Here is a 23,143-nt window from a genome sequence, read left to right as displayed (position 1 = left end):
TCTTTTCTAGAAGAAGGGGGGTGAAATTTTAAATTGAAAAGGGACTAATCACAACCACATCCATCTTGCCCGCAGGCTTTGGATGTTTTCTTTTTGCCTGATAAAAGTGACTTGGGCAGAATAAACTTCCAGACCAAATATCCTAGAGCAATGGTTAAGGTTATATACACCAATATGTGCTGAGCAACTTCCATTTATTTCAAAATTTGATAGGCGGTCAATGCTACAAGATAAGCAAAAGCACTCATAAAAATTAATTGAAGTAATGGCCATTTCCAAGAATTGGTCTCTCTTTTTACAATGGCCAAAGTACTCATGCATTGCATCGCAAAGGCATAGAATAGCATTAAAGAGATGCCCGATGCCAGATTGAACAGGGGTTTTTTGCCAGAATGATGAAGTTCTGCGGCCATTCTGTTCTTAATGGTTTCTTCCTCATCATTACCAACACTGTAAATGGTGGCCAAGGTGCCTACAAACACTTCCCTTGCAGCAAATGAGGTGAGTACGGCAATCCCAATTTTCCAATCGTACCCCAAGGGTTGTACCATAGGTTCAATACTTTTTCCCGCATAACCGATATAGGAATGTTCCAACTTATAACTTGCGATTTCCTGCACCCGCGCTTTTTCTTTTAGGATGTCCGTCATTATTTGTATAGAATCCTGAAGCGACTTTAATCCTATTGCATTTTGTTGTTCAACAACACTTACCTTGGTGTTTTTCTTATAGATATCAATGTTGTTTTGTATGTAATTTTTGCTGTAAGCCGTAAGGCCTTCGGTTTCAATTCTACTGTTTACGATTTCCTCAGCATTTTTAAATTTTTCGGAATGGCCATTAGATCCCAAAAACCATAGGATTATGGAAATGGCCAAAATAATTTTTCCCGCTCCAAAGACAAAACTTTTGGTTTTTTCCAATACGGTGTAAGCCACATTTTTAAAAAGAGGCAGTCGATAGGTGGGCATTTCTACCATAAAAAGGGAACTGCTTCTTATTTTCAAAATTTTGTTCAAAACCATTGCTGAAAAAATGGCCATTCCAAATCCGATTAAGTAAAGCAGCATTAAGGTTAATGCCTGATAGCTCAATCCCAAGAATCGCCCTTTGGGTATTACAAGGGCAATAAGGATGAGATAAACGGGCAATCGTGCTGAACAGGTTGTAAAGGGGGTAACCAAAATAGTGATCAAACGTTCCTTCCAATTTTCAATGGTTCTTGTGGCCATAACCGCAGGAATGGCGCAGGCAGTGCCTGAAATAAGCGGGACAACACTTTTACCGCTTAGGCCAAAGGGTCGCATAAGTTTATCCATTAAAAAGACAACTCTACTCATATAACCTGTTTCTTCCAACAGCGAAATAAACAAGAACAAAAAAGCGATTTGTGGAATAAAGATGACGATACCGCCAATACCAGCTAGTATTCCCTCGGCCAATAAATCTGTAAATACTCCGGCTGGCAAGGTGTTTTTAATCCATTCACCAGCCATGGCAAACTGCTCATCAATAAAATCCATGGGATAGCTGCTCCAATCAAAAATGGCCTGAAAAATGGTCAATAGGATAATCAAGAAAATTACATAACCAAAAATTTTATGGGTCAGTACTTTATCAAAAGAGGCTCGCAGACCCTTAGCCGCTTGGAAATCTATTTTATAGGTGTCTTTTAGGGTGTTATTGATAAATTGATAACGAAGTACGGTTTCTTTATGCTGTAATTTTTTGAGCTCTGTTTTGGACTTGGTTGAAAAGGAAGTGGCATCTTGAATCCGCTTTTTTTCAATGGGCATAAAGTTTACATCTTGTGTAATTACCAACCACAATTTGTATAGATCTTCTTTTGGAAAGGCTTCTTGTAAGCGATTGAAATATTTAGGTGAAATTCTAGAAGTATCAATATTTGGAGCGGTAGACAATGTTCTAAAATCTGCAATCAACTCCTTAATTCGATTGATTCCATTGCCTTTTCGGGTGCTAACCAACGCGATTTTAGTATCTAGTTTTTTTTCCAAAGCATCAACATCTAGCGAAATCCCTTTTCGGGACATTCGGTCTGCCATGTTAATGACCAAAATGGTAGGGATTCTTAAATCTTTGATTTGGGTGAAAAGAAGTAGGTTTCTCTTTAGGTTTTCTACATCGCTTATCACAACAGCGACATCTGGATAATCCTTATCATTTTTATTCAATAGCAATTCTACCACAACGCTTTCATCCAAAGAAGTGGTATTCAGGCTATACGTCCCTGGAAGATCAAGAATATGGGCTTTAACCCCTCTTGGCAATTTGCAGACACCTTCTTTTTTTTCTACCGTGATACCGGGGTAGTTGCCTACTTTTTGCTTTAAGCCTGTTAGCTGATTAAAGACTGAAGTTTTACCGGTATTAGGATTGCCAATTAGTGCAACGTTGATGCTTTTGCTCATATGGCGCTGGGGTCTTCTATAATATCTAAACCAATCTGTTTGGCCAAAGAACGCCTGATTGCAATATGGCTGCCATTTACATTAATGTAAATGGGGTCGTTTAGTGGGGCAATTTGAACCAGTTCCACAGTATTGCCCGGCAAGCACCCTAACTCAAGAAGTTTTATGGGAAGAATGGTCTCTGAAAACTCTTTTATTACTCCTTTTTGACCATGTTCCAAATCTGCTACCGTAGCCACTAATTATTATTTAGATTGATTTTAATTAAGAGCAAAAATAAGTAAAAAGAGAATATAAAAACCTTAAATTTTGATAAAGCTTTTGCGACTAATGCTCGTAACTCTTCTTTAAGATTTGTAGGTCTTCGAGCAGTTTTTGTATTTCTTCCGAATTGGTTCCGTCATAAAAGCCCCGTATTCTTCGTTCCTTATCTACAAGAATAAAATTTTCAGTATGAATCATGTCATATGGGCCACCATCTCCATCAGTTTTAACGGCTAAATATGATTTTCGCGCTAGTTGATAAATCTGTTTTTTATCCCCGGTAACCAGATTCCACTTGGCATCTACAACTCCTTTTTCCAAAGCGTATTTTTTTAATTGCGGAACAGAGTCTATATCTGGAGTAACAGAATGGGAGAGCAGCAGAACATCTTTTTCATCCATTATAACATCTTGAATCTGTGCCATATTCTTGGTCATAATGGGGCAAATGGTTGGGCAGGTTGTAAAAAAGAAATCCGCCACATATATTTTACCCATATAATCGTCTTGGGTAATCTTTTTCCCATTTTGGTTGGTCAATGCGAAGTCTCCAATGGTGTGGTACTTCTTTTTGTAGTGTAAAGTGCTGTCCACCAATTCTTGACTTACCATGGAAGGTTGATAAATGGCGAGGGTCTTTTTAGGCTGTAAGGCATTGTAAAACAAATAAATAATCACAATGGAAAGTGCTAAAAGCACCGTGCCAAAGAATTTATATTTTGAAAAAAAAGACCTCATCGGTTGCAAAATTACGGCTGACCGAAGGATTCTTCAAGATAAAATCAAAGTTTTGGTGCTAAAACTTTCTTAAAACAAAGTAGTGCTTGGTTTTGCCGTTTTTTTATCACTGGCTAAAAGTTTACTTTTGTGCGTTTTAACAGATAAATGCTGATGAGCCCCATTATAATAAAAACCATACAATTCTTTCTTAGTTTGTCCTTACTTATTGTTCTTCACGAACTTGGACATTTTATCCCTGCGAAAATTTTTAAGACAAGGGTTGAGAAATTCTATCTCTTTTTTGATGTCAAATATTCCCTTTTCAAGAAAAAGATTGGGGAAACCGTTTATGGTATTGGTTGGCTGCCCTTGGGAGGGTATGTGAAGATTGCAGGAATGATCGATGAGAGCATGGATACCGAAGCAATGAAAGAAGAACCAAAACCATGGGAATTCCGCAGTAAGCCGGCATGGCAGCGTCTTATCATTATGCTTGGAGGTGTAACCGTTAATTTCATCCTTGCCGTTATCATCTACATTGGCATGGCATACTCTTATGGCGACCAATACATTCCAATGGAAAGCTTGCGCGATGGCGTATGGGTGACCGAAAAGGAAATAGGAGATAAGGTCGGTATACAGACTGGTGATAAAATTATTGCTATTGATGGAGAAAAGCTAAAAACCTTTAGCAGTGTTTTTATTGAACTGATCAACGGAAATACGATAACCATAGATAGGGATGGACAGCAGATTGAAAAGGAAATCCCAATTGATTTTATCTCTACACTGTTGGAAGATGAGGAAAAAGTTAGGTTTTTAAGTTTACGAACACCCTTTGTAGTAAACAAAATCTCTAAAGGTTCTCACAACACAGAAACAGGATTTAAAGCCAAGGATGAGTTTTTGTCCATAAACGGTTCAGAAGCCATTTATAGAGATCAAGTGATGGCACTTTTGGAGGAAAATAAGGGAAAGGATATTAACATAAAAGTAAATAGAGAAGACGGAACACAGGCAGATTTAATAGCCAAAGTAAGTGATGATGCTAAGCTGGGAATAGAGATAGGAGGCTTTACTATGAAGGATCTGGAGGAAAAGGGCTACTTTAAAATTCAAACCGAGAAATACACCTTTCTTGAAGCCATACCTGCTGGTATAGACAAGGGTGTTACAACGCTATCCAGTTACGTAAAGCAACTTAAAAAGATTTTTAACCCTTCAACTGGTGCATATAAAGGGGTTGGTGGTTTTGCAGCTATCGGCAGTATGTTTCCAGATACTTGGGATTGGGCTGCATTTTGGTCCACTACGGCATTAATATCTATTATTCTTGCTTTTATGAACATCTTGCCAATACCCGCTTTAGACGGTGGCCATGTAACATTTTTGCTATATGAAATGGTAACGGGAAGAAAGCCTAGTGATAAATTTTTGGAGTATGCACAAATGGTAGGATTCTTTCTTTTAATAGGATTATTACTGTTTGCAAATGGCAACGATGTTTATAAATGGCTTTTTAAATAGAAAACCATTTTTTTTGCTTGTAGTGTTTTAAAGAAACTGCTATATTTGCACCCGCTTAAGGTAAAATATTCCTCCTTAGCTCAGTTGGTTAGAGCATCTGACTGTTAATCAGAGGGTCCTTGGTTCGAGCCCAAGAGGGGGAGCAAAAACAAAAGAGCCGTACTTCTGTGCGGCTCTTTTTTTATTTTAATACTGCCTAATTACAAAGACAATATATAGTTCTGCATACCAGCCTAATTTGCAACTGTATTGCTAAAGAACTTAAATAGGCCTTAATCTTAAAATCATTCCCCCGTCAACACCAATATAAATAAGACCATCTGGCCCCTGTTTAACCACCCGTATTCTTCTTCCAAAGTCTTCTAACAATCGTTCTTCATCAACTACTTTACCATTTTCTAGAACCAATCTGTTTAAATGTGTGAGTGCCATTGCACCAATAAATAAGTTGCCTTTCCATTTTTTAAAGATATCTCCAGAATAAAATTCCATACCACTTGGCGCTATAGACGGAGTATAATAATAATTGGGCTGTTCCATTCCTTCTTTATGTGTAATTCCCTCCCCGATTGGAGTATCATCGTAGTCTATACAATGGCATATTATTGGCCATCCATAGTTAAGCCCTGGTTCAATACGGTTTAGCTCATCTCCTCCTTTTGGTCCATGCTCGTGCAGCCAGAGGCCATTGGTTTTGGGATGGAGTGTTAGCCCTTGAGGGTTTCTGTGCCCAAAGGTCCATATTTCTGGTTTTGCATTTTTTGTACCGACAAAAGGGTTGTCGTTTGGTATTTTCCCATCTTCAAAAATGCGCATTACTTTTCCCAAATGATTGTTCAAGGTCTGTGCTGAATCTTTAAGGTCATAGCGATCACCCATGGTAAAAAACAAGTAGTTGTCCTTTATGACCATCCTTGAACCATAATGGCTTGGGGATTTATAGAAAGGGTAGGCTGTAAAAATGCGCTCTACATTTACTAACGAATCTCCTTTGAGCTTTCCTCGCTCAATGGCCATGGAACTGCTGATACTATCTCCTATGGAGTGCGAAAAATAAAGCCACCCATTTTGTTTATAATTGGGGTGAAGCAGTATATCCAACGCTCCCCCATCGCCCTTGCAATACGATTCAGGAACTCCTTTAAGCACCTTTTTTTCTCCAGTACCAATATCAACTAATAGTATTTTTCCAGCAAACCTATTAGTGACTAACATCTTTCCATCAGGTAAAAACGACATACCAAAGGGAACTCGGATACTATCCGCGACTTTTTCTAGCTTAAAATTGACTTCTTCGCTTTCAAAAGTCCAAGCCTCCTTGTCATCGGCACAATTAAAAAACAGGAGGGCCAATCCAGCAACTATAGACAGGAGAGAGAGTTTTTTGTATTTCATAAATCAACATTGATTGGTAAGCTGGGAATATCTTTAATTGTGTTGACTTTTCATGTTTGATTTGAAAAGAACTATGATGGATTTATAAATTGATTAACCATTTGACTTTAAAAAATCCTTTTGCAAAAGAGTACCTTTATGGTAGTATTTTGTATAAAATGAAAGAGGAACTTTTAAAAACTTTTGGTGCTCAATTTGAAACACCTCTTATAGAAGAGATCAGTACTGTGGGCAAGCTTGCGGAAGTACCTGCAGGTGAAACCATAATGGATATTGGCAATTATGTAAGGGCCATACCATTATTGCTTTCAGGGGCCATTAAAGTATTGCGGGAAGATGACGAAGGTGATGAACTGCTCTTGTATTATTTAGAGCAAGGAGAAACGTGTTCAGTTACCATGACTTGTTGTATGGGACAGACAAAAAGTGAAATAAGGGCAATTACAGAAACAGAAGTGTTGCTCGTTATGGTTCCAGTGCAAAAAATGGAAGAGTGGATGGCTAAATACAAAGGATGGCGTAATTATATTTTTGAAAGCTATCACAATAGGTTAAATGAACTATTGTTGACAGTAGACAACATTGCTTTTAAGAATATGGACCAACGTTTGGTAGAGTATCTCAAAAAGAAATCAGAGGTCACTAAAGACAATTGTATTCGAAACACCCACCAACAGATTGCATATGATCTACACACTTCAAGGGTAGTGGTGTCTAGACTATTAAAAAGACTGGAAAAATTGAAAAAATTGGAGCTCCATAGAAACCACATTCAAATTCTTGAACTTTAATTTGTGCCTTTTGTTACTGGGAATCATCTCTTTGCTCCTTATTTTTACACAAAGTTCAGCTAAATGCTCAAAAGGTATTTTCCAATTGTATCTTGGATAACCGAATACAATCGTTCTTTTCTCCTAAAAGATTTTACCGCTGGTATTACCGTGGGGGTGATGCTTATCCCTCAGGGAATGGCATATGCATTAATCGCAGGCCTTCCCCCAGTTTATGGGTTGTATGCGGCTTTGGTGCCTAACTTAATCTATGCATTTACCGGGTCAAGTAGAAAATTGGCTGTGGGCCCTGTTGCCCTTGACTCTTTAATTGTTGCTTCAAGTTTGGCGGCAATGAAATTGGCAAATATTGATGATTACATCAGTATGGCTATTTTTTTAGCGCTTTTTGTAGGATGCATTCAATTGGTAATGGGTTTTATGCGCCTTGGCTTTCTTTCTAATTTTCTCTCAAGACCAGTGGTCAGTGGTTTTACTTCTGCAGCAGCTCTTGTTATTGCCATAAGTCAGCTTAAGCATTTTTTCGGATTGGAAATAACAACCAACAATACGCTGAAGACCCTTCAAGCTATTTTTGGACAGCTATCAGAAACAAATTTTTACGACTTAAGTATTGGCTTAGGTGCTGTTTTGGTGATTTTGGGATTAAAAAAACTGAGTGGAAAAGTACCAGCGGCAATGGTTGTAGTCATTTTATCTATCGTCGGCATCTTTTTTTTCATGGTAAATGAGACAGATGTGCACATTGTTGGCGAGATACCAAAAGGATTACCCGCTTTTAAAATGCCACAATTGGATGTTGATATGATGGTAAAAGCTTTCCCAACGGCAATGGCATTGGCGTTTATTGCATTTGCCGAAGCAATGACGATTGCAAAAGCTGTAGAAGATCAAAGCAATGAATACCACACAGAACCCAATCAAGAATTAAGAGCCTTGGGAATTTCCAATATCATTGGGTCTCTTTTTCAATCTTTTCCGGCAAATGCAGGGCTTTCAAGAACTGCGGTAAATGTAAATGAAGGGGCAAAAACCGGAATAGCTTCCCTAGTGAGCGTATTGGTCGTAGGTTTAACCCTTCTATTTTTAACCCCATTCTTTTACTACTTGCCAAAATCAGTTCTAGGAGCTATCATCTTGGTGGCAGTGTACAGTTTGATAGATTTAAAATATCCGAAGCAATTGTGGAAACAACGTAAAGACGAGTTCTTTTTATTATTGGTTACCTTTCTAACAACCTTGTTGATTGGAATTTCCCAAGGAATAATTTTTGGGGTCTTATTCTCATTATTGTTGTTGGTCAATCGAACATCTAAACCACATATTGCCATTTTAGGACGTATTAGAGGTACAGATTATTTTAAAAATGTAAATCGTTTTAGCAATGATATTGAATTGGCAGAAAATATTTTAGTGCTCCGGTTTGATGGACAGCTATACTTTGCCAATAAGGATTATTTTAAAAGCGAATTGCATAAAAATGTTCTAAAAAAGGGAAATGCGCTCAAATATGTCATTCTAAATGCTGAAGCGATTAATTATATAGATAGCAGTGCCTTGAACATGCTAAATCAAGTGGTGAAGGATTTGAAAGGAAAAAAAATTGAATTGCTTATTGCGGGTGTCATTGGGCCTACCCGAGATATTTTATTTTCTAGTGGATTGATTGAACAAATAGGCAAGGGAAATCTTTTTGTTAGAACAAACGAAGCCTTTGAATATTGCACAAATCAAAAAGAGAAAAGTAAAATTCAGGATAAAGTTTCATTACAATCTAAAACAAAGCATTTGTAACTTTGGTAACTGTAGCAATTACATATCGATCTTACCTTTGATAGCAAAATTATAGCAAATGACAATTGAACAAATTTATACAGGATGTTTGGCACAAGGGGCCTATTATATAGAGAGCGAAGGTGAAGTAGCCATAATAGATCCATTGAGAGAGGTGCAACCTTACTTAAAAAGAGCAAATGAAAATGGTGCTGTTATCAAATATATTTTTGAGACGCATTTTCATGCGGATTTTGTTAGTGGTCACGTGACATTGTCCAAAGAAACAGGAGCGCCAATTGTATATGGTCCAAATGCCAATCCTTCTTTTGAGTCTATAACCGCAAAAGATGGAGAGGAATTTAAGCTAGGGAAATTAACCATTAAAGTCTTGCATACCCCAGGGCATACCATGGAAAGTACCACATATTTGTTGCAGGATGAGAAAGGAAAAGACCATGCTATTTTTAGTGGGGACACCTTATTTTTAGGGGATGTTGGAAGGCCGGATTTAGCGCAAAAAGCTGCCGATATGACCCAAGAAGAACTGGCGGGTATTTTGTTTGATAGTCTTCGAAATAAAATTATGCCTTTGGCAGATGATATCATTGTATATCCAGCGCACGGTGCAGGATCTGCTTGCGGAAAAAATATGATGAAGGAGACCGTGGATACCTTGGGCAATCAGAAAAAAATGAATTACGCCCTCCGCGCCGATATGACTAGGGAAGAATTCATAAAAGAAGTAACAGATGGCTTACTACCGCCTCCGTTGTATTTTCCTTTAAATGTAAAAATGAATAAAGAAGGATACGAGGATATTGATACGGTTTTGGAAAGAGGTACTAGAGCATTAATACCAGATGCTTTTGAAATTGCGGCCAATGAAACAGGAGCTGTGGTATTGGATGTGAGACACCAGGATGATTTTGCCAAAGGTCACGTACCTAGATCTATTTTTATTGGGTTGGGCGGAAGCTTTGCGCCTTGGGTTGGTGCATTAATTGCAGATGTAAAACAGCCCATACTTTTGGTAGCACCCAAAGGAAAAGAAGAAGAGACCATCACCAGATTATCCCGTGTAGGATTTGATGGTACCCTAGGGTATTTGGATGGTGGAATTGAAGCATGGAAAGAAGCTGATAAAGAAGTCGATACTGTCACTAGTATTAATGCCGATGTACTTAAACAGCGATTGGCCGAGAAAATCCCCGTTTTTGATGTGCGTAAGGAAACCGAGTTTGCTTCAGAACATATTGAAGACGCAATCTTGACTCCTTTGGATTTCCTCAATGACCATTTAGCGGAATTTCCAGAAAGCAAGACATTTTATGTACATTGTGCAGGAGGATACCGCAGTATGATTGCTGCCTCAATTCTAAAAAGCAGGGGCATTCACAATTTAATTGATGTTGCTGGAGGATTCAAGGCAATTAAAGAAGCTGGTATTCCGGTAACAGATTTTGTTTGTCCAACAACTTTAAAATAACCAATATCATGAAAAATCCATTGCGTATTACCCTAATAAGCTTTTGTTTTCTGTGGCTCAGTTCATGTCAGCCAGAGCAAGAAAGTTTTATCAAAAAAATTGATAAGGAAACCCTTATTGCTGAGGTAATGGGCAAGGATGTGCAACTTATTGATGTGCGAACGCCAAAAGAATATAGCGAAGGTTATATTGATGATGCAGTTAATTTCAATTTTAAGGATAGTATTATATTCATAAATCAAATTTCCACACTTAATAAAGAAGAATCGGTCTATTTATATTGTAGAAGAGGAACACGAAGTAACAATGCTGCACTGTTGCTAAAGAGCAGAGGATTCAAGAAGATTTATGATTACACGGGCGGATATCAAGACTGGAGTGCTTCGGAATAGTTTATAGTTATGTAACTCCCGTTACTGACCACCGTATTCATGATGTTTACTTTTAAGGAGCCTTAAAAACATGAATATGTCAATCTTAAATTTTTTATTCAAGGGTCCTATAAAATCAGATGCCATAAAGGTGTTGAATACAGAAGATTTTAAAAATGCCATCGCTAATAACCATGTGCAATTGGTGGATGTAAGAACTTCAAGGGAGTTCAAATCTGGGCATATAAAAGGCGCTCGAAACATCGACTATTTTCAGCAATCTACCTTTAAAGCAGCCTGCTCCAAAATGGACAAGGATAAACCTTTGTACTTGTACTGTCAATCTGGAAATAGAAGTCAAAAAGCTGCAAGAAAACTAATAGCCTTTGGATTTGATTGTATATATGATTTGCGTGGAGGGTATAACATGTGGAAGTAGTGAATTCAACAAATAATTTGTAATGAGAACAACAATTCAAATTCAAAATCTAAAATGCGGTGGCTGCGCTAAGACAATTGTAAATAAGTTATCTGAGCTAAATGGGATTAAAGACATAACCATTGAGGAAGAAACATCATCAGTCAGTTTTGAGCATCTGACCGGTAATGATATTGCTGTTGCCAAAGATAAATTAAAGGCCTTGGGCTATCCAGCCACTGAAGATGAGAACGGCATATTACAAAAAGCAAAATCGTTTGTGAGTTGTGCCAATGGGAGATTCAGAAGTAATTAAGGGCACTTTCTTAAGTTAGTGATCACCGCTTTGGTTTTTTAAAACCATATACTAATTGCCCCCAAAAGCTTTTGGGCAAAGCTTCATCACCTGGATACCCTAATTTGATTTTTCCTCCACTTTCGGGAATGTAATGGGTGCCAAATATATAATCCCAAAGACTTAGACTAATTCCAAAATTAACGCCAAATTTTCCTTTTGGAAGCACATAAGAATGATGATACAAATGCATTACCGGGTTGTTAAAAATATACTTTAACGGACCATACGTAAGTTTAATATTGGCATGGTTTAAATGGCCTATGGCTATGGCAGCAAAATGGACAATATAAGCTTGTTCTGGCTCAAACCCTCCCAAAATCATAACTCCAAAAGTTTTAAGGGGCTTGTAAAAAATGTTTTCCATCCAATGGTAACGCAAATGAGCGGCAAAGCCCATTTCTTTTACACTATGGTGCACTTGATGAAATTGCCATAAAACAGAAAATTTATGGAGCAATACATGAGTAAACCATTGTACAAAGTCCAACAAGATGAAAAAGACAAGTAACTGGGACCAAGTAGGCCAATTAGAAAAATCGATAATAGCAAGGCTTTTGGCAGTGACCCCAATATTGCCCAATAGAAGCTCCAATACTTTATAAACACCACTGATAACAATGGCGAAGATGAAGAAATTGAAAAACATATAGAAACCATCCAGCCAAAAATCTTTTCTAAAGATAGCTTGCTCTTTCCGCCATGGAAAGAGAATTTCCAACCCCCAAACAAGGAGCGAGATAACAATCAACCCCCAAAAATAATTGGTATACCAGGGCACTTCAAACAAGATAGATTTCCAAGTCCATTGGGTAGTTCCTAAAAAACCATTGGTGAAAGCTTCAAAATAGTCCTGCATAAAATCGTTATTGACCCATAACAAATATCCTAAAATTAAAAGTAGCATAAAATTGAATACGCCAATGTAACCCAGGTTACTGTGTGGGTTTCGTATGTGTGGTAGTTTTGAATAGGTTTTCTTCATAAAAAACTTTAAATAAAATAGTATGAAAAAGAATATGAGCGGCCTGGACCGTGTATTAAGATTGTTCATTGCTGCCATAGTGGTTGCGTTGTACTACTTTAATGTAGTTGAAGGAACATTGGCTTATGTATTGATGGCTTTGGCTGGAATATTTGTTTTGACAAGTTTTGTGAGCTTTTGTCCTTTATATGCAATTTTTAGAATGAATAGTTTTAAACAGAAAAAATAGTTTTTGATTGGTTGTTTTAAATACGCCCTGATGTTTAGCGTTGGGGCGTATTTTCATCAATTTTGGTTGTTTGAGAAATATCATGTTTTATAAGGACTGGGCTATTTAAATTTGGTTTTCATAAAATTGAAAAAAATGAAAATACTTCATGTAATTCCGTTGGTTTCTTGGGAAAATGGTATTTGGATGATTGGTGTTTTTGCTGCAGTTGTCATTGTATTGATAGGAGCGGTTTTGGCATTGATGAGTGGTGGGAAAAAAGAAGACACAAAAAAACTTTGACCCCCCCCCAATATTTTCAAAATCTCTAGCACGCCATACTAAAGGCTATTGTCTTGAAGACAAAAGTCACTAAATTGATGGTTTAATCCCTAATGCTAGAATTTTAAAATGGATTTAGTTTATAACCCTTGGCCTTGGTATGTTTCAGGTCCTTTGATTGCCTTTATTATGATCATATTGATTTTGATGGGCAAGCGTTTTGGAATGTCATCAAACCTAAGAACCCTTTGCACCATTTGCGGAGCGGGAAAGCAAGCGGATTTCTTCAAATTTGATTGGAAATCGCAAAAATGGAATCTGGTTGTGGTACTTGGAACAGTAATTGGAGGTTTTATTGGTGCCAACTTTTTGAGTCCAGAAACAGCAGTGGCTATTAACCCAAGCACAGTATCCGAGTTGCATACCTTAGGGTTTGTGAGTGCAGGTGAAGCCTATCTGCCTACAGAGCTTTTTGGGGTGGAGGTTTTTTCTGATATAAAAACACTGGCATTATTAATTATTGGAGGAATATTGGTAGGTTTTGGGGCACGCTATGCAGGAGGATGTACTTCGGGCCATGCCATTTCGGGTCTTAGTAATCTTCAACTACCTTCTTTAATAGCGGTTATAGGATTTTTTATAGGAGGTCTTTTTATGGTTCATGTTTTATTCCCTTTAATTTTTTAGCCATGCGGACACTGATACACTTGTTGATTGGTATTTTCTTTGGAATCATACTGTTTAAATCTGAAGCAGCTTCGTGGTTTCGTATTTATGAAATGTTTCGGTTCGATGCTATCCATATGTATGGTATCATAGGCTCAGCTTTGGCAATCGGAATTGTTTCAATAAAAGCAATTAAGCGATTCCATGTAAAATCCTTTTTTGGAGCGCAAATCGTTATCGAACCAAAAGAGAGAGGGTTCAAAAAATATTTGTTGGGAGGGATTTTCTTTGGATTGGGTTGGGCGCTTGCGGGGGCATGTCCTGGACCTATTTTCACCCTAATTGGAGCAGGGTTTCTTCCTATTCTGGTGGTATTGGTATCAGCAATAGTAGGGACATATCTTTATGGAATCCTTAGGGATAAATTGCCTCATTAAAATCTAAATTTTCTTAAAAAAACATACTTTTGCAACCCATTTATGGTAATGGCCCCGTAGTTCAATGGATAGAATAGAAGTTTCCTAAACTTTAGATGCAAGTTCGATTCTTGCCGGGGCTACAAAATCATCTTCACTTTTCACTTTTCTTGGCTACCTTAGCATAAATTCATTTTCTATGGAAAAGAAAATAAAGAATGTATTTATGGAAGGGGCGATAAGCCCTGACTTTATAGCAAATTCCATTGCGAAACATCAGTCTAAAACCCAGATTGGTGCGCATGATATTTTTTTGGGCCAGGTACGAGCTGACGAAATTGAAGGCAAAACAGTAAGCGCAATAGAATATACCGCCTATGAAGAAATGGCCAACTTAAAATTCCATGAGATAAGGGAAAAGACCTTTTCAAAATTTGACATTACCTGTATGCATATTTATCATAGTTTAGGAAAAGTAGGAGTGGGTGAAATCTGCCTTTTTGTTTTTGTCTCTTCGCCGCACAGAAGAACGGCATTTGAAGCGTTGGAATTTGTAGTTGAAGAAATAAAGGCCCATGTGCCTGTTTTTGGGAAAGAACTTTTTGAGGACGATTCCTATCAATGGAAAGTAAATACCTAGGACAATGGTCGATATCACACAGAAACAATCAACCTATAGAACAGCAATTGCCCAAGCTGTTATTAAAGTGAGCTCTATGGTTACCATAGATGCTATTAAAAAAGGAACTGTACCCAAAGGAGATGTTTTTTCCATGAGTAAGGCAGCTGGTTTTTTGGGCGTTAAAAAAACGGCAGACTTATTGCCAGATTGCCACCCTTTGCCAGTTGAGCATTGTGCCATAGATTATGAGATAAATGGGCTGGATATTACAGTGAAGGTTATGGTAAAAACCTTTTACAAAACTGGAGTGGAGGTAGAGGCCATGCACGGTGCTAGTGTGGTCGCCCTTAATATGTACGATATGCTAAAACCCATTGATAAAGGGGTTGAGATACATCACATCAAATTGTTGAAAAAGACCGGCGGAAAATCCGATATTGAAAACACCTAGTTTCGCTAGAAGATTACGCTCTTCCTATGAAGTCTTTTTTAAATTATTGAGCATTTCAGCCGTAGTGCTATCTAAATCAAACTCAGGTTTCCAATTCCAATCATGCTTAGCTGCGGTATCATCAATACTGCTTGGCCAAGAATCAGCTATTTCCTGTCTAAAATCTGGAACATAGGTCACCTCAAAATCAGGAATGTGTTTTTGGATACTTTCGGTGATTTCTTTGGGCGTAAAACTCATGCTTCCCAAATTATAAGATGACCGCACCTTCAATTTTTCTGGGTTACTTTCCATTAAACTGATGGTTGCTTTTATGGCATCATCCATATACATCATGGGCAATTTGGTATCCTGATTTAAAAAACATTGGTATTTTCCTTGTTCCAAGGCGGCATGGTATATTTCAACCGCATAATCAGTGGTTCCCCCACCGGGCATGGTTTTCCAACTGATCAATCCTGGATAACGTACACTGCGCACATCAACCCCAAACTTTTTAAAATAATATTCGCACCAACGCTCCCCAGATTGTTTGCTGATTCCATAAACAGTACTGGGTTCCATAATGGTATTTTGCGCTGTATTATTTTTGGGTGTATTTGGGCCAAAAACCGCAATGCTCGATGGCCAAAAGATTTTACTTATTTTGTTGTCTTTAGCCAGGTTAAGGACATTAAAAAGAGAGTTCATATTAAGATTCCAAGCGCGCATGGGAAATTTTTCTGCAGTAGCACTTAGCATAGCCGCCATTAAGTACACCTCCTCAATCTCATAATGCATGATCACGTCTTCTATGGCTTCGTAATTTGTGGCATCGAGAAGCTCGAATGGGCCAGATTCCATAAGGGTTTGTCCTCCTTCTCTAATATCACTTGCCACCACATTTTCTGAACCATATTTGGCCCTTAATTCAAAAGTAAGCTCTGTCCCTATTTGGCCACAGGCACCAAGAATAAGAATGGATTTTTGCATTTAAAATGGAGTTAATTGCGTTAGTGGGTAAAGATAGCCTTTATTAAAATTTGTACATTCGCTTATGCGAAAATTATCATGCATTATCCTTGTTTTTGTGACCTTGCTTAGCTGTAAAGGAGATGGGTCTGATGCGCAGAACACGGCAGACGGTGAACTTCCGTTTAGCTATCAGAAAATGCCAAAAAAGCTGGCCATGAATTCTGAGGCAACTACCCTTGTGGAGGAGTGGGCAGAGTTTAAAGCATTATCTAGTAGTTTGGACGTATTGTACAAGGCCAGAAACAATGAAGATTTAATTTTGGCCATTGATGACCTTATTGAGAAAGAAAAACTTTTAGAAAAGGCGGTGTACCCAGAGTTGTTCGATAAAATGCAAATCAAGAGCAGGCAACGTGTTTTTAAAACCTATCTACTGAAGGTAAAAGCTAGTATTTTAAATAATCGGGATTCCACTGAACCAACTATAGAAATGCTGGAAGCCTATAACGCATTTCGGAAACAATTCAATGTGCTTGTTAATAGCCAATTAGATAAAAACTTAATATTAAATGAAGAGTAGGACACTTTACTTTTTAGCACTGATTTTTGCAATTTCGTTGAACGCTCAAACAGATGAGAAGACACATATTGATGCCGTGTTGAATGAATGGCATCGGGCAGCCGCAAATGCAGATTTTGATGCTTATTTTGGATTGATGACTGCTGATGGGGTATTTATTGGCACGGATGCCACTGAAAATTGGCAAAACAAGGCCTTTAAAGAATTTTCCAAACCCTATTTCGATAGAGGAAAGGCTTGGAGCTTTACTACTGTGGAACGTAATATTTACCTAAACGAAAGTGGTGATTTTGCCTGGTTTGATGAGTTGTTGGATACCCAAATGAAGCTTTGCAGGGGTTCTGGGGTCATTAAAAAAGAAAATGGGCAATGGAAAATTGCCCATTATGTACTTTCAATTGCGGTGCCCAACGAAAATGTGGCAGAATTGATTCAGATCAAAAAAGAAAAAGACAGTCTATTGCTCCTAGCACTTAAGAAGAAAGAATAGCTATTATTCCTCCCCTTCCGGTTTTTCCTTTCTCGATTCCAATGCCTGTTTGCTTAAGCTAGCTAGATTAAAATTAGGATCAAGCTTTAATGCCTCATCAATTGACGCAATGGCACTGTCAATGTTGTTTTTGTCCTTATTGTATGCAACAAGACCTTGTAAATGATAAAAAGCCGCTTTTAAAGGAACTTCGTAAGGTTGTTGTCTTTCATAGAACGCATATTTCATATCATCTTTTGCGTTAGCAATTCCATACGCAATGTTGGTAGAAGCTCCATCGTTGTTTCCAGTCTGGATTTTAAGGTCAGCTAATTCATACGCTAAATAAGCTGATGGGCTGCGTGTAAAGAGTACTTCAAAATGTTCCAAAGCTCTTTTGGGCTGGTTTAGCGCTTTTAAAGAAACCGCTTTTACCTGCACTGCTAAATCAGAATCATCGCCATTTTTCTCAATTCCAATAGTATTAAGCGCCTGCATATGCTGATTGTTGTTCATATACACAAAGGCCAAAGTGTCCTTACGTTCTTTGGAGGGTGAAAGCACATTTAAATGTGTTAATGAGCTTATTACCCCATTAATATCTCCCTGTAGGCGCATTTCCTTGTAAAAGGCCTCATAATGCTCTAGAAGTTCACTTTTGGTCTGCGAAATCCCGTTGAAACTTATACATAACAATAACAACAAAACAATCTTTCTCATCTATATTGGCTTTAGTGCGCCAAAACTAAAAAAATTATTGGTATTATGCTGTTAAAGAATACTATAAGCATTAAAAACAAAAAAGATGTCAACCGACATCTTTTTCAATAGCAATTCTATTTGTTTTAGAGGGCCATCATAGAAACATCTCTATCGGTATACTGTTTAAGCAAACTTGCATAAAAAGCCAGGCTTTTTACATCTTTTAATAAACAGGACTTTAAAAAGACACTCAGGTCTTTATAGAAAAGATTGACAGGTAAGGTAGAAACTACCATATTTATGGTTTTGGGGTCATATTGTGCATCGTCCAATACTACATCCATTTTTATCCGGTGCCTATTATAGTCTATCTCTACATCTGCCGCATTATAATGCTTTCTTAGAATTGACCTGTGTAGGTCTTTACATCTTGAGGTTATGTTTTCTCTTGTATTACTTCTTGTAATCAAATTCTCCATCTCCATCAAGATTCTTGTTGTTAATCTTGAATTTCCCATGACATTACTAACTTAAATAACTAAGACAAAGGTACTGAGAGGGCTTTCAACCAATTAAAAATCAGTTAATTAATTAACTTAAAATTATCTTAATTGTTGTGAAGTAAAGTTTTTTGATGGTCAACTAAGAGACAATTGAAGTGTGTAATTGGTGCGATTTGTCAATAAAGTTCTGATTGATGACAATTTTGTTGGAATTATTTGATGAATTGTGTAAATAATCTGGTGCTGGAAGGCCTCTTTTTTGTGCTTCGGCGGTATAATATTCCTTTTTGGATGGATGAAGTGGATATACGCCATTAAACACCTCATTCCAATAGTCATTTTCAATAATGGTACTTATCATATGGATGCAATCATCCAAATGAATAATGTTGATTGGACTATCTCCATTGTTAAGATTTGACCTTTTTGATAACATCGTAACCGGATGCCTGTTGGGCCCAATTAATCCTCCAAAACGGATTATTGTGGTGTTCAAGGATTCATCGCTTAGAAAGCGTTCTTCACATTCCAGTAGTTGCCGACCCGATGCTGTACTAGGTTTTGGGACTGTTGCTTCTGTGACCGTTCCATCCACATTTCCGTAGACTGAGGTACTGCTAATAAATATGAGTTTTTTTACTGGGCTTTTTTTTACTTCAGCATGTAAAAGAGTTATTTTGTCCACAAAACTTTCCGTGTTATTGCCTCTTAGTCTAGGAGGTATATTGATAATAAGGATTTCAATATTCGATAAGAAAGACTGAATGTCACCTTTAATTTCTGTTGTGGACAAGGAAATATGAAAAGGATGGATGCCATTCTCTTTTAGAAGGTCCAATTTATCGATAGATGTGGTGCTCCCATAAACATGATGTTTGTTTGCTACAAGATATTTGGCCAAGGGGAATCCTAACCAACCACATCCCAAGACACCAATTTTTTTATTCAAATTTGATGGTTTTGGTCACTAATATAGCATCATTGAGTACAAAAGGCATAGGAATGCTATTTTTCGGTCTTTCGGGCACACTAAATTCCTTATGGGAGAGCAAATCGTTGGAAGCTTCATAAAAGGTGAGTTCTAAAACAGCATCTTTAGGAAAGGCAAGCTCTAATTCGGTGTATTCGTTGTTCGTGACGTAATGCGTAATTAATCTCTTTTTTCGGGTTTTTAAAAAACGATCAGAAAGTTGAATGTTATTCACCTTAGCTGAGCTTAATTGAATAGAATTTGTGTAGACATCTAACCTATTTACATCTCTTTTTGGTGTTACGCATAATTCCAAAATACGTTCATTTCCAATTATAGTATCCTTAGTGGTGTCGACCCAAGGCACTGCAATGTCCTTTTTGGGAGCATCCGCAACATAAGAGAAATCAGTTCGGTATTTACTAGGAAGTGTTTTATATGTTCCAGCTTCAGGTATGCGTTTTTCATTTCCTAAAAATTGACCGTTCCAACCTATGGGACTATAATCATAAGTGGCCCAAATAGCCGAATCTTTATCTGCATCGTATACGTACAAAAGACTACTTGGCTTAGGACGTTTTTCATTAAAATCAGCATGGATATGTGCTGAAATACTAAATGCTGCAAATAGGAATAAACTTAGATAAGCCAATCGATGTTTGCTCCTTATTTGACCGAAAAAAGGGAGTATTAGAAAAAACAGCAGAGTGGTGAAAATAGTAGCGGCTACCATCATCTTTAGGCCAAGTCCTACTGGGAACATTTTTATAAATGGCGAATAGATAAAAACGGCGGGTAACGCTAAAAAGACGAGCAGTAAAGGATTTGGTTCTTCTTGATTTATCATCACCATAAAAGCAACCAATAATCCAAACAAAGGAATTATAAAAAAACTTGCTCCCTTTAAATACATTGCAACTAGACCACAGATAACCAACCATATTAAAATTGGCGCAACTAAGAGATTTGCAGTACTTGTTTTTTTAAATTTATGGTAGACCCAAAAACATACAGCCAAGGATAACATGGCATACACCATAATATATGTATGCCCGTTATAGGTGAATCCATGTAGTATGTCGTTAAAGTCAGGGTACCACCATTTTATTGCTGACCAGCCAAAGTACCCGAAAACACCATTTATTCCCAAAACGATTATCAAGGGTAAAAATCCTTTTAATCCATCTTTGATGTTAAGCTTTCCTTTTTTCAACCCCATAACAATAAGAAGTAAAAAGGCAAGAAGGGCTATGCCTAACATTGGCCAAATCCATTCAAATGGATAAGAAACCAATTTAAAAAAAGGAAGGTTAAAATAGATATAGTCGTTTTCACTCTTTAAATTAGTAAGGTCTGCATCGCTAAAATAGCTTAGCAATGGCATTAGATAACTGCCTTGGTGTGCCATGGTATTTTTATCTAAACGCTCATAAGTGTCCAATGCGGTATGGTAGTCATAATGATCATCTATAAAGGCAAAATTGAATCCTTCTATGTCGCCATCTTCCCTAAATACTGTTAGGTCTGTGTCATTAGGCAACATTTTATAAATACTATACGCTAAGGAATTGGCTACGGGATATTTTGGATTTGCCTTGGTAAATGCTTCAATAAGATTTCCATTGCCGCCGTTGGTTTCTATCAACATATAACTTGGCCCCCCACTGCCACGAGCTTCAAAATTAAGTGCCAACCCTACATCTTTTGCCCAAGGATGGTTGTTCACAAATAGGTCAGCGCCATTAAGGCCCAACTCCTCGGCATCGCTAAATAGAATAATGATGTCATTTTTTGGTGTTCGGTTTGTTGACAAAAATGCTCTGATTCCTTCTAAAATGGTTGCCACACCACTTGCGGCGTCACTGGCGCCATACGAAGAGTGTGGATTGCTATCATAGTGTGATAATAAAAGCAGTGCTTTGCCATCTTCAGAGCCTTTTATTCTTGCTAAAATATTGGTGGCCTTACTTAAATTAGCCCAATCACCTGCAGTATACCCTTCTTGAGTAGTGGTTTCCAGTCCAAGAGCTTTAAGTTCTGAAATAAGATAACTCCTTACATCTGCATGAGATGGAAAGCCTACAGCATGAGGTTCTTTAGACATGGTTTTAACATGAACCAAAGCTCTATCAGTAGAGAACAACTGCGATTCAATTTCCGAATCTGGCTCATAGGCTGGCATTAGGGATTTGTAACTCCAATACACGGCAAATATGAGCAGAATAAGCGCAAGAGTTTTAGAAAATTTCATAGTATAATTGAGTTGGCATGTAAAAATATGAATTTATGAAAGGTTCATAGATTTACCCCTAAAAATTTAAATAATTCGTTAAAATTCCCTATATTTATTAATCAACCCAAAAAGTAACGATATGGGAATCAAGAGTTTTCAGGGCGTACGATCAAAGGAGGCTTCCAAGAAAGAATATGATGCTCCGATATTGGTAGAGGATTACATGACGAAAAAACTTGTTACTTTTTCTCCCGAGCAATCTATTTTGGAGGTGATGGAAAAGTTCGCCAAACATCATATTTCCGGTGGTCCAGTAATGGATAAAAATGGCTTTTTAGTAGGCATTATTTCCGAAGCGGATTGTATGAAGCAAATTTCGGAAAGCCGATACTTTAATCAACCGATTTTGGATAAAAGTGTGGAGCGGTACATGACCAAAAATGTACAGACCATACCCAACGACATGAGCATTTTTGATGCTGCCGGAGTGTTTGACAAGCATAACAGACGTAGACTTCCAGTAATGAAGAATGATATCTTAGTCGGTCAGATAAGTAGAAAGGATATTGTTATTGCTGCATTAAAATTAAGCGCTCAAAACTGGAAATAGTCTCCAAGTTTAATAGCTACTCACGCTTTACAATCATATAATAGTCATTATCTAGGGGCAAATACCCAAGATCATAGACAAAGTAATATGTAGTTCCTTTTTTAGTAGTATATAGGTTGGTAATGTATTCAAAATCGAAGCCTCTATCCATTAACCGCATTTTAGTGGTTTTGGTTTTTCCCTCCTTTAAAGGAAAGCTATTTAGTACCCGATAATTTTTGCGGAGCCTATTATTTATATTTCTAACCAAGTTTTTACTGTCCTTATTTAACTTATTGTTATAGGCATTTCTACAATGGTCAGAACAGTATTTTTTATCTATTCTACCGAGTAGTTTTTCACCACATTCAAGACATTTCTTTTCAGACATAATCAGCGCCTTATACAATTACAATATCGTACTTTTTCAATAAACCAATAAGGTTGTCTTTACTGAACTTTGCCTTTTTTAGCCTGTTTTGCTCAGGGTCAATGTTTAAATTAAAGGAAGTAGATAAATCAGCCTTTTCCAGAATGGAATGTTGAAAAACAGCGTTTTCCATATTACAATTCGAAAAAAGCACCTGTGTCAAATCTGCCTGGGCAAAGTCTGTTTGCACCAATTTGCATTCTATAAACTGGGCATTGTTCAGTTTCATTCCAAGAAATGATGAAAGATTTAGATTGCACTTTTTAAATTGAAATGACATTAAGAAATCACTGCAATCTTCAAAACGGAGGCCTATTAGTTTACATTCAATAAAAACAACCTCCTTAAAAATGGTGTTTTTTAGATTGGCATTGCTCAAATCACATTCTATGAATTCACATTCCATAAAATTTTGATTGTCAAGATAGCCATCAGAGAACTTGCAGTTTTCAAAAACACAGTTTTCATAATCTGACTTTGGCAATCGATCTTTGGTATAGTCTATACCCTTAAATTCTTGATCAGCGATAAATGATTGTTGCATCTTT

Annotated in this window: 29 protein-coding genes and 2 tRNA genes; 18 read left to right on the top strand and 13 right to left on the bottom strand. The window is 37.4% G+C overall.

What is annotated here, in order from left to right:
- Nucleotides 1–44: 44 nt before the first annotated feature.
- The 4 genes from FVB32_RS17680 to FVB32_RS03670 all read right to left on the bottom strand — a co-directional run bounded on the left by FVB32_RS17680 (nucleotide 45) and on the right by FVB32_RS03670 (nucleotide 3,434).
- Entirely contained in the window at nucleotides 45–194 is a 150-nt protein-coding gene (locus tag FVB32_RS17680) for a hypothetical protein (protein WP_187269490.1), read from the bottom strand.
- Complete coding sequence (gene feoB, locus FVB32_RS03680) at nucleotides 195–2,432, bottom strand: ferrous iron transport protein B (protein WP_147741281.1); 2,238 nt, start codon at nucleotides 2,430–2,432, stop codon at nucleotides 195–197. It lies immediately after the preceding gene.
- Nucleotides 2,429–2,671 (bottom strand): FeoA family protein, encoded by a 243-nt coding sequence (locus FVB32_RS03675; RefSeq protein ID WP_147741279.1) that lies wholly within the window; start codon nucleotides 2,669–2,671, stop codon nucleotides 2,429–2,431. The genes feoB and FVB32_RS03675 overlap by 4 nt, the downstream gene beginning before the upstream one ends.
- An 88-nt stretch (nucleotides 2,672–2,759) precedes the next feature.
- Nucleotides 2,760–3,434, bottom strand: a complete 675-nt coding sequence (locus FVB32_RS03670; protein WP_147741277.1) for an SCO family protein — start codon at nucleotides 3,432–3,434, stop codon at nucleotides 2,760–2,762.
- Between the two features lie 153 nt (nucleotides 3,435–3,587).
- On the opposite strand from FVB32_RS03670, the gene rseP reads away from it, so the two are divergent.
- Both rseP and FVB32_RS03660 read left to right on the top strand, forming a co-directional pair.
- Entirely contained in the window at nucleotides 3,588–4,943 is a 1,356-nt protein-coding gene (rseP, locus tag FVB32_RS03665; RefSeq protein ID WP_147741275.1) for an RIP metalloprotease RseP, read from the top strand.
- Between the two features lie 69 nt (nucleotides 4,944–5,012).
- A tRNA-Asn gene (locus FVB32_RS03660) sits at nucleotides 5,013–5,086 on the top strand.
- A 118-nt stretch (nucleotides 5,087–5,204) separates the two neighbouring features.
- On the opposite strand, the gene FVB32_RS03655 is transcribed toward FVB32_RS03660, so the two are convergent.
- Nucleotides 5,205–6,338: a PQQ-dependent sugar dehydrogenase gene (locus FVB32_RS03655; RefSeq protein WP_147741273.1), complete on the bottom strand. Its 1,134-nt coding sequence runs from the start codon at nucleotides 6,336–6,338 to the stop codon at nucleotides 5,205–5,207.
- Between the two features lie 158 nt (nucleotides 6,339–6,496).
- Here FVB32_RS03655 and FVB32_RS03650 point away from each other — a divergent pair, with 158 nt between their 5' ends.
- From FVB32_RS03650 to FVB32_RS03625, 6 genes are all read left to right on the top strand, one after another.
- Nucleotides 6,497–7,129 carry a Crp/Fnr family transcriptional regulator gene (locus FVB32_RS03650; protein WP_147741271.1) on the top strand — a complete coding sequence of 211 codons (633 nt, stop codon included), beginning with the start codon at nucleotides 6,497–6,499 and terminating at the stop codon, nucleotides 7,127–7,129.
- A gap of 63 nt (nucleotides 7,130–7,192) precedes the next feature.
- Complete coding sequence (locus FVB32_RS03645) at nucleotides 7,193–8,923, top strand: SulP family inorganic anion transporter (protein ID WP_147741269.1); 1,731 nt, start codon at nucleotides 7,193–7,195, stop codon at nucleotides 8,921–8,923.
- Nucleotides 8,924–8,981: 58 nt separating this feature from the next.
- The gene (locus FVB32_RS03640) at nucleotides 8,982–10,391 is read left to right on the top strand and encodes an MBL fold metallo-hydrolase (protein WP_147741267.1); all 1,410 of its coding nucleotides are present in this window, start codon (nucleotides 8,982–8,984) and stop codon (nucleotides 10,389–10,391) included.
- 8 nt (nucleotides 10,392–10,399) lie between these two features.
- Complete coding sequence (locus tag FVB32_RS03635) at nucleotides 10,400–10,783, top strand: rhodanese-like domain-containing protein (protein ID WP_147741265.1); 384 nt, start codon at nucleotides 10,400–10,402, stop codon at nucleotides 10,781–10,783.
- Nucleotides 10,784–10,859: 76 nt separating this feature from the next.
- The gene (locus tag FVB32_RS03630; RefSeq protein ID WP_147741263.1) at nucleotides 10,860–11,201 is read left to right on the top strand and encodes a rhodanese-like domain-containing protein; all 342 of its coding nucleotides are present in this window, start codon (nucleotides 10,860–10,862) and stop codon (nucleotides 11,199–11,201) included.
- 22 nt (nucleotides 11,202–11,223) lie between these two features.
- Nucleotides 11,224–11,496 (top strand): heavy-metal-associated domain-containing protein, encoded by a 273-nt coding sequence (locus tag FVB32_RS03625; protein ID WP_147741261.1) that lies wholly within the window; start codon nucleotides 11,224–11,226, stop codon nucleotides 11,494–11,496.
- Between the two features lie 22 nt (nucleotides 11,497–11,518).
- Here FVB32_RS03625 and FVB32_RS03620 read toward each other — a convergent pair whose 3' ends face one another.
- Nucleotides 11,519–12,394 (bottom strand): sterol desaturase family protein, encoded by an 876-nt coding sequence (locus FVB32_RS03620; RefSeq protein WP_147743413.1) that lies wholly within the window; start codon nucleotides 12,392–12,394, stop codon nucleotides 11,519–11,521.
- Between the two features lie 148 nt (nucleotides 12,395–12,542).
- Between FVB32_RS03620 and FVB32_RS03615 the strand changes: the two genes are divergently transcribed.
- The 7 genes from FVB32_RS03615 (at nucleotide 12,543) to moaC (ending at nucleotide 15,165) form a co-directional block, all read left to right on the top strand.
- A complete protein-coding gene (locus FVB32_RS03615) occupies nucleotides 12,543–12,749 on the top strand; it encodes a YgaP family membrane protein (protein WP_147741259.1) in 207 nt (68 codons plus the stop codon).
- 135 nt (nucleotides 12,750–12,884) lie between these two features.
- Nucleotides 12,885–13,031 carry a hypothetical protein gene (locus tag FVB32_RS17675; protein ID WP_187269489.1) on the top strand — a complete coding sequence of 49 codons (147 nt, stop codon included), beginning with the start codon at nucleotides 12,885–12,887 and terminating at the stop codon, nucleotides 13,029–13,031.
- Nucleotides 13,032–13,139: 108 nt separating this feature from the next.
- A complete protein-coding gene (locus FVB32_RS03610) occupies nucleotides 13,140–13,697 on the top strand; it encodes a YeeE/YedE family protein (protein ID WP_147741257.1) in 558 nt (185 codons plus the stop codon).
- Nucleotides 13,698–13,699: 2 nt separating this feature from the next.
- Nucleotides 13,700–14,113 carry a DUF6691 family protein gene (locus FVB32_RS03605; protein ID WP_147741255.1) on the top strand — a complete coding sequence of 138 codons (414 nt, stop codon included), beginning with the start codon at nucleotides 13,700–13,702 and terminating at the stop codon, nucleotides 14,111–14,113.
- Between the two features lie 50 nt (nucleotides 14,114–14,163).
- Nucleotides 14,164–14,235, top strand: a tRNA-Arg gene (locus FVB32_RS03600).
- A gap of 56 nt (nucleotides 14,236–14,291) precedes the next feature.
- Nucleotides 14,292–14,732, top strand: a complete 441-nt coding sequence (locus FVB32_RS03595) for a molybdenum cofactor biosynthesis protein MoaE (RefSeq protein ID WP_187269488.1) — start codon at nucleotides 14,292–14,294, stop codon at nucleotides 14,730–14,732.
- Between the two features lie 4 nt (nucleotides 14,733–14,736).
- Nucleotides 14,737–15,165: a cyclic pyranopterin monophosphate synthase MoaC gene (gene moaC, locus FVB32_RS03590; protein WP_147741253.1), complete on the top strand. Its 429-nt coding sequence runs from the start codon at nucleotides 14,737–14,739 to the stop codon at nucleotides 15,163–15,165.
- Between the two features lie 24 nt (nucleotides 15,166–15,189).
- Here the strand turns inward: moaC and FVB32_RS03585 are convergent, their stop codons facing one another.
- Complete coding sequence (locus tag FVB32_RS03585) at nucleotides 15,190–16,137, bottom strand: NAD-dependent epimerase/dehydratase family protein (protein ID WP_147741251.1); 948 nt, start codon at nucleotides 16,135–16,137, stop codon at nucleotides 15,190–15,192.
- 64 nt (nucleotides 16,138–16,201) lie between these two features.
- Between FVB32_RS03585 and FVB32_RS03580 the strand changes: the two genes are divergently transcribed.
- Entirely contained in the window at nucleotides 16,202–16,699 is a 498-nt protein-coding gene (locus FVB32_RS03580; protein ID WP_147741249.1) for a hypothetical protein, read from the top strand.
- Nucleotides 16,689–17,189: a nuclear transport factor 2 family protein gene (locus FVB32_RS03575; RefSeq protein ID WP_147741248.1), complete on the top strand. Its 501-nt coding sequence runs from the start codon at nucleotides 16,689–16,691 to the stop codon at nucleotides 17,187–17,189. The genes FVB32_RS03580 and FVB32_RS03575 overlap by 11 nt, the downstream gene beginning before the upstream one ends.
- Before the next feature lie 3 nt (nucleotides 17,190–17,192).
- On the opposite strand, the gene FVB32_RS03570 is transcribed toward FVB32_RS03575, so the two are convergent.
- From FVB32_RS03570 to FVB32_RS03555, 4 genes are all read right to left on the bottom strand, one after another.
- Complete coding sequence (locus FVB32_RS03570) at nucleotides 17,193–17,888, bottom strand: tetratricopeptide repeat protein (RefSeq protein ID WP_147741246.1); 696 nt, start codon at nucleotides 17,886–17,888, stop codon at nucleotides 17,193–17,195.
- Nucleotides 17,889–18,013: 125 nt separating this feature from the next.
- Nucleotides 18,014–18,388 (bottom strand): hypothetical protein, encoded by a 375-nt coding sequence (locus tag FVB32_RS03565; protein ID WP_147741245.1) that lies wholly within the window; start codon nucleotides 18,386–18,388, stop codon nucleotides 18,014–18,016.
- Nucleotides 18,389–18,512: 124 nt separating this feature from the next.
- Nucleotides 18,513–19,322, bottom strand: coding sequence for an SDR family oxidoreductase (locus FVB32_RS03560; RefSeq protein WP_147741243.1), 810 nt, complete (start codon nucleotides 19,320–19,322; stop codon nucleotides 18,513–18,515).
- Nucleotides 19,315–21,594 carry a M28 family peptidase gene (locus FVB32_RS03555; RefSeq protein WP_147741241.1) on the bottom strand — a complete coding sequence of 760 codons (2,280 nt, stop codon included), beginning with the start codon at nucleotides 21,592–21,594 and terminating at the stop codon, nucleotides 19,315–19,317. The genes FVB32_RS03560 and FVB32_RS03555 overlap by 8 nt, the downstream gene beginning before the upstream one ends.
- Nucleotides 21,595–21,715: 121 nt before the next feature.
- On the opposite strand from FVB32_RS03555, the gene FVB32_RS03550 reads away from it, so the two are divergent.
- The gene (locus FVB32_RS03550; protein ID WP_147741239.1) at nucleotides 21,716–22,186 is read left to right on the top strand and encodes a CBS domain-containing protein; all 471 of its coding nucleotides are present in this window, start codon (nucleotides 21,716–21,718) and stop codon (nucleotides 22,184–22,186) included.
- Between the two features lie 16 nt (nucleotides 22,187–22,202).
- Here FVB32_RS03550 and FVB32_RS03545 read toward each other — a convergent pair whose 3' ends face one another.
- Both FVB32_RS03545 and FVB32_RS03540 read right to left on the bottom strand, forming a co-directional pair.
- Entirely contained in the window at nucleotides 22,203–22,556 is a 354-nt protein-coding gene (locus tag FVB32_RS03545) for a hypothetical protein (RefSeq protein ID WP_147741237.1), read from the bottom strand.
- Nucleotides 22,557–22,566: 10 nt separating this feature from the next.
- Complete coding sequence (locus FVB32_RS03540; protein WP_147741235.1) at nucleotides 22,567–23,139, bottom strand: pentapeptide repeat-containing protein; 573 nt, start codon at nucleotides 23,137–23,139, stop codon at nucleotides 22,567–22,569.
- Between the last annotated feature and the right edge of the window lie 4 nt (nucleotides 23,140–23,143).

Origin of the sequence: Flagellimonas hymeniacidonis, assembly GCF_008040165.1 — a bacterium.
Lineage (GTDB): Bacteria > Bacteroidota > Bacteroidia > Flavobacteriales > Flavobacteriaceae > Flagellimonas > Flagellimonas hymeniacidonis.
The sequence above is the reverse complement of the archived record's forward strand: the minus strand, read 5'-3'. Positions and strand labels throughout refer to the sequence as shown.

Excerpts from the sequence above, each read along its gene's own strand:
- FVB32_RS17680 (WP_187269490.1), bottom strand. The coding sequence starts at position 194 with ATGGAAGTTGCTCAGCACATATTGGTGTATATAACCTTAACCATTGCT.
- feoB (WP_147741281.1), bottom strand. The coding sequence starts at position 2,432 with ATGAGCAAAAGCATCAACGTTGCACTAATTGGCAATCCTAATACCGGT.
- FVB32_RS03670 (WP_147741277.1), bottom strand. The coding sequence starts at position 3,434 with ATGAGGTCTTTTTTTTCAAAATATAAATTCTTTGGCACGGTGCTTTTA.
- rseP (WP_147741275.1), top strand. The coding sequence starts at position 3,588 with ATGAGCCCCATTATAATAAAAACCATACAATTCTTTCTTAGTTTGTCC.
- FVB32_RS03655 (WP_147741273.1), bottom strand. The coding sequence starts at position 6,338 with ATGAAATACAAAAAACTCTCTCTCCTGTCTATAGTTGCTGGATTGGCC.
- FVB32_RS03650 (WP_147741271.1), top strand. The coding sequence starts at position 6,497 with ATGAAAGAGGAACTTTTAAAAACTTTTGGTGCTCAATTTGAAACACCT.
- FVB32_RS03645 (WP_147741269.1), top strand. The coding sequence starts at position 7,193 with ATGCTCAAAAGGTATTTTCCAATTGTATCTTGGATAACCGAATACAAT.
- FVB32_RS03640 (WP_147741267.1), top strand. The coding sequence starts at position 8,982 with ATGACAATTGAACAAATTTATACAGGATGTTTGGCACAAGGGGCCTAT.
- FVB32_RS03635 (WP_147741265.1), top strand. The coding sequence starts at position 10,400 with ATGAAAAATCCATTGCGTATTACCCTAATAAGCTTTTGTTTTCTGTGG.
- FVB32_RS03630 (WP_147741263.1), top strand. The coding sequence starts at position 10,860 with ATGTCAATCTTAAATTTTTTATTCAAGGGTCCTATAAAATCAGATGCC.
- FVB32_RS03625 (WP_147741261.1), top strand. The coding sequence starts at position 11,224 with ATGAGAACAACAATTCAAATTCAAAATCTAAAATGCGGTGGCTGCGCT.
- FVB32_RS03620 (WP_147743413.1), bottom strand. The coding sequence starts at position 12,394 with ATGCAGGACTATTTTGAAGCTTTCACCAATGGTTTTTTAGGAACTACC.
- FVB32_RS03615 (WP_147741259.1), top strand. The coding sequence starts at position 12,543 with ATGAAAAAGAATATGAGCGGCCTGGACCGTGTATTAAGATTGTTCATT.
- FVB32_RS17675 (WP_187269489.1), top strand. The coding sequence starts at position 12,885 with ATGAAAATACTTCATGTAATTCCGTTGGTTTCTTGGGAAAATGGTATT.
- FVB32_RS03610 (WP_147741257.1), top strand. The coding sequence starts at position 13,140 with ATGGATTTAGTTTATAACCCTTGGCCTTGGTATGTTTCAGGTCCTTTG.
- FVB32_RS03605 (WP_147741255.1), top strand. The coding sequence starts at position 13,700 with ATGCGGACACTGATACACTTGTTGATTGGTATTTTCTTTGGAATCATA.
- FVB32_RS03595 (WP_187269488.1), top strand. The coding sequence starts at position 14,292 with ATGGAAAAGAAAATAAAGAATGTATTTATGGAAGGGGCGATAAGCCCT.
- moaC (WP_147741253.1), top strand. The coding sequence starts at position 14,737 with ATGGTCGATATCACACAGAAACAATCAACCTATAGAACAGCAATTGCC.
- FVB32_RS03585 (WP_147741251.1), bottom strand. The coding sequence starts at position 16,137 with ATGCAAAAATCCATTCTTATTCTTGGTGCCTGTGGCCAAATAGGGACA.
- FVB32_RS03580 (WP_147741249.1), top strand. The coding sequence starts at position 16,202 with ATGCGAAAATTATCATGCATTATCCTTGTTTTTGTGACCTTGCTTAGC.
- FVB32_RS03575 (WP_147741248.1), top strand. The coding sequence starts at position 16,689 with ATGAAGAGTAGGACACTTTACTTTTTAGCACTGATTTTTGCAATTTCG.
- FVB32_RS03570 (WP_147741246.1), bottom strand. The coding sequence starts at position 17,888 with ATGAGAAAGATTGTTTTGTTGTTATTGTTATGTATAAGTTTCAACGGG.
- FVB32_RS03565 (WP_147741245.1), bottom strand. The coding sequence starts at position 18,388 with ATGGGAAATTCAAGATTAACAACAAGAATCTTGATGGAGATGGAGAAT.
- FVB32_RS03555 (WP_147741241.1), bottom strand. The coding sequence starts at position 21,594 with ATGAAATTTTCTAAAACTCTTGCGCTTATTCTGCTCATATTTGCCGTG.
- FVB32_RS03550 (WP_147741239.1), top strand. The coding sequence starts at position 21,716 with ATGGGAATCAAGAGTTTTCAGGGCGTACGATCAAAGGAGGCTTCCAAG.
- FVB32_RS03545 (WP_147741237.1), bottom strand. The coding sequence starts at position 22,556 with ATGTCTGAAAAGAAATGTCTTGAATGTGGTGAAAAACTACTCGGTAGA.
- FVB32_RS03540 (WP_147741235.1), bottom strand. The coding sequence starts at position 23,139 with ATGCAACAATCATTTATCGCTGATCAAGAATTTAAGGGTATAGACTAT.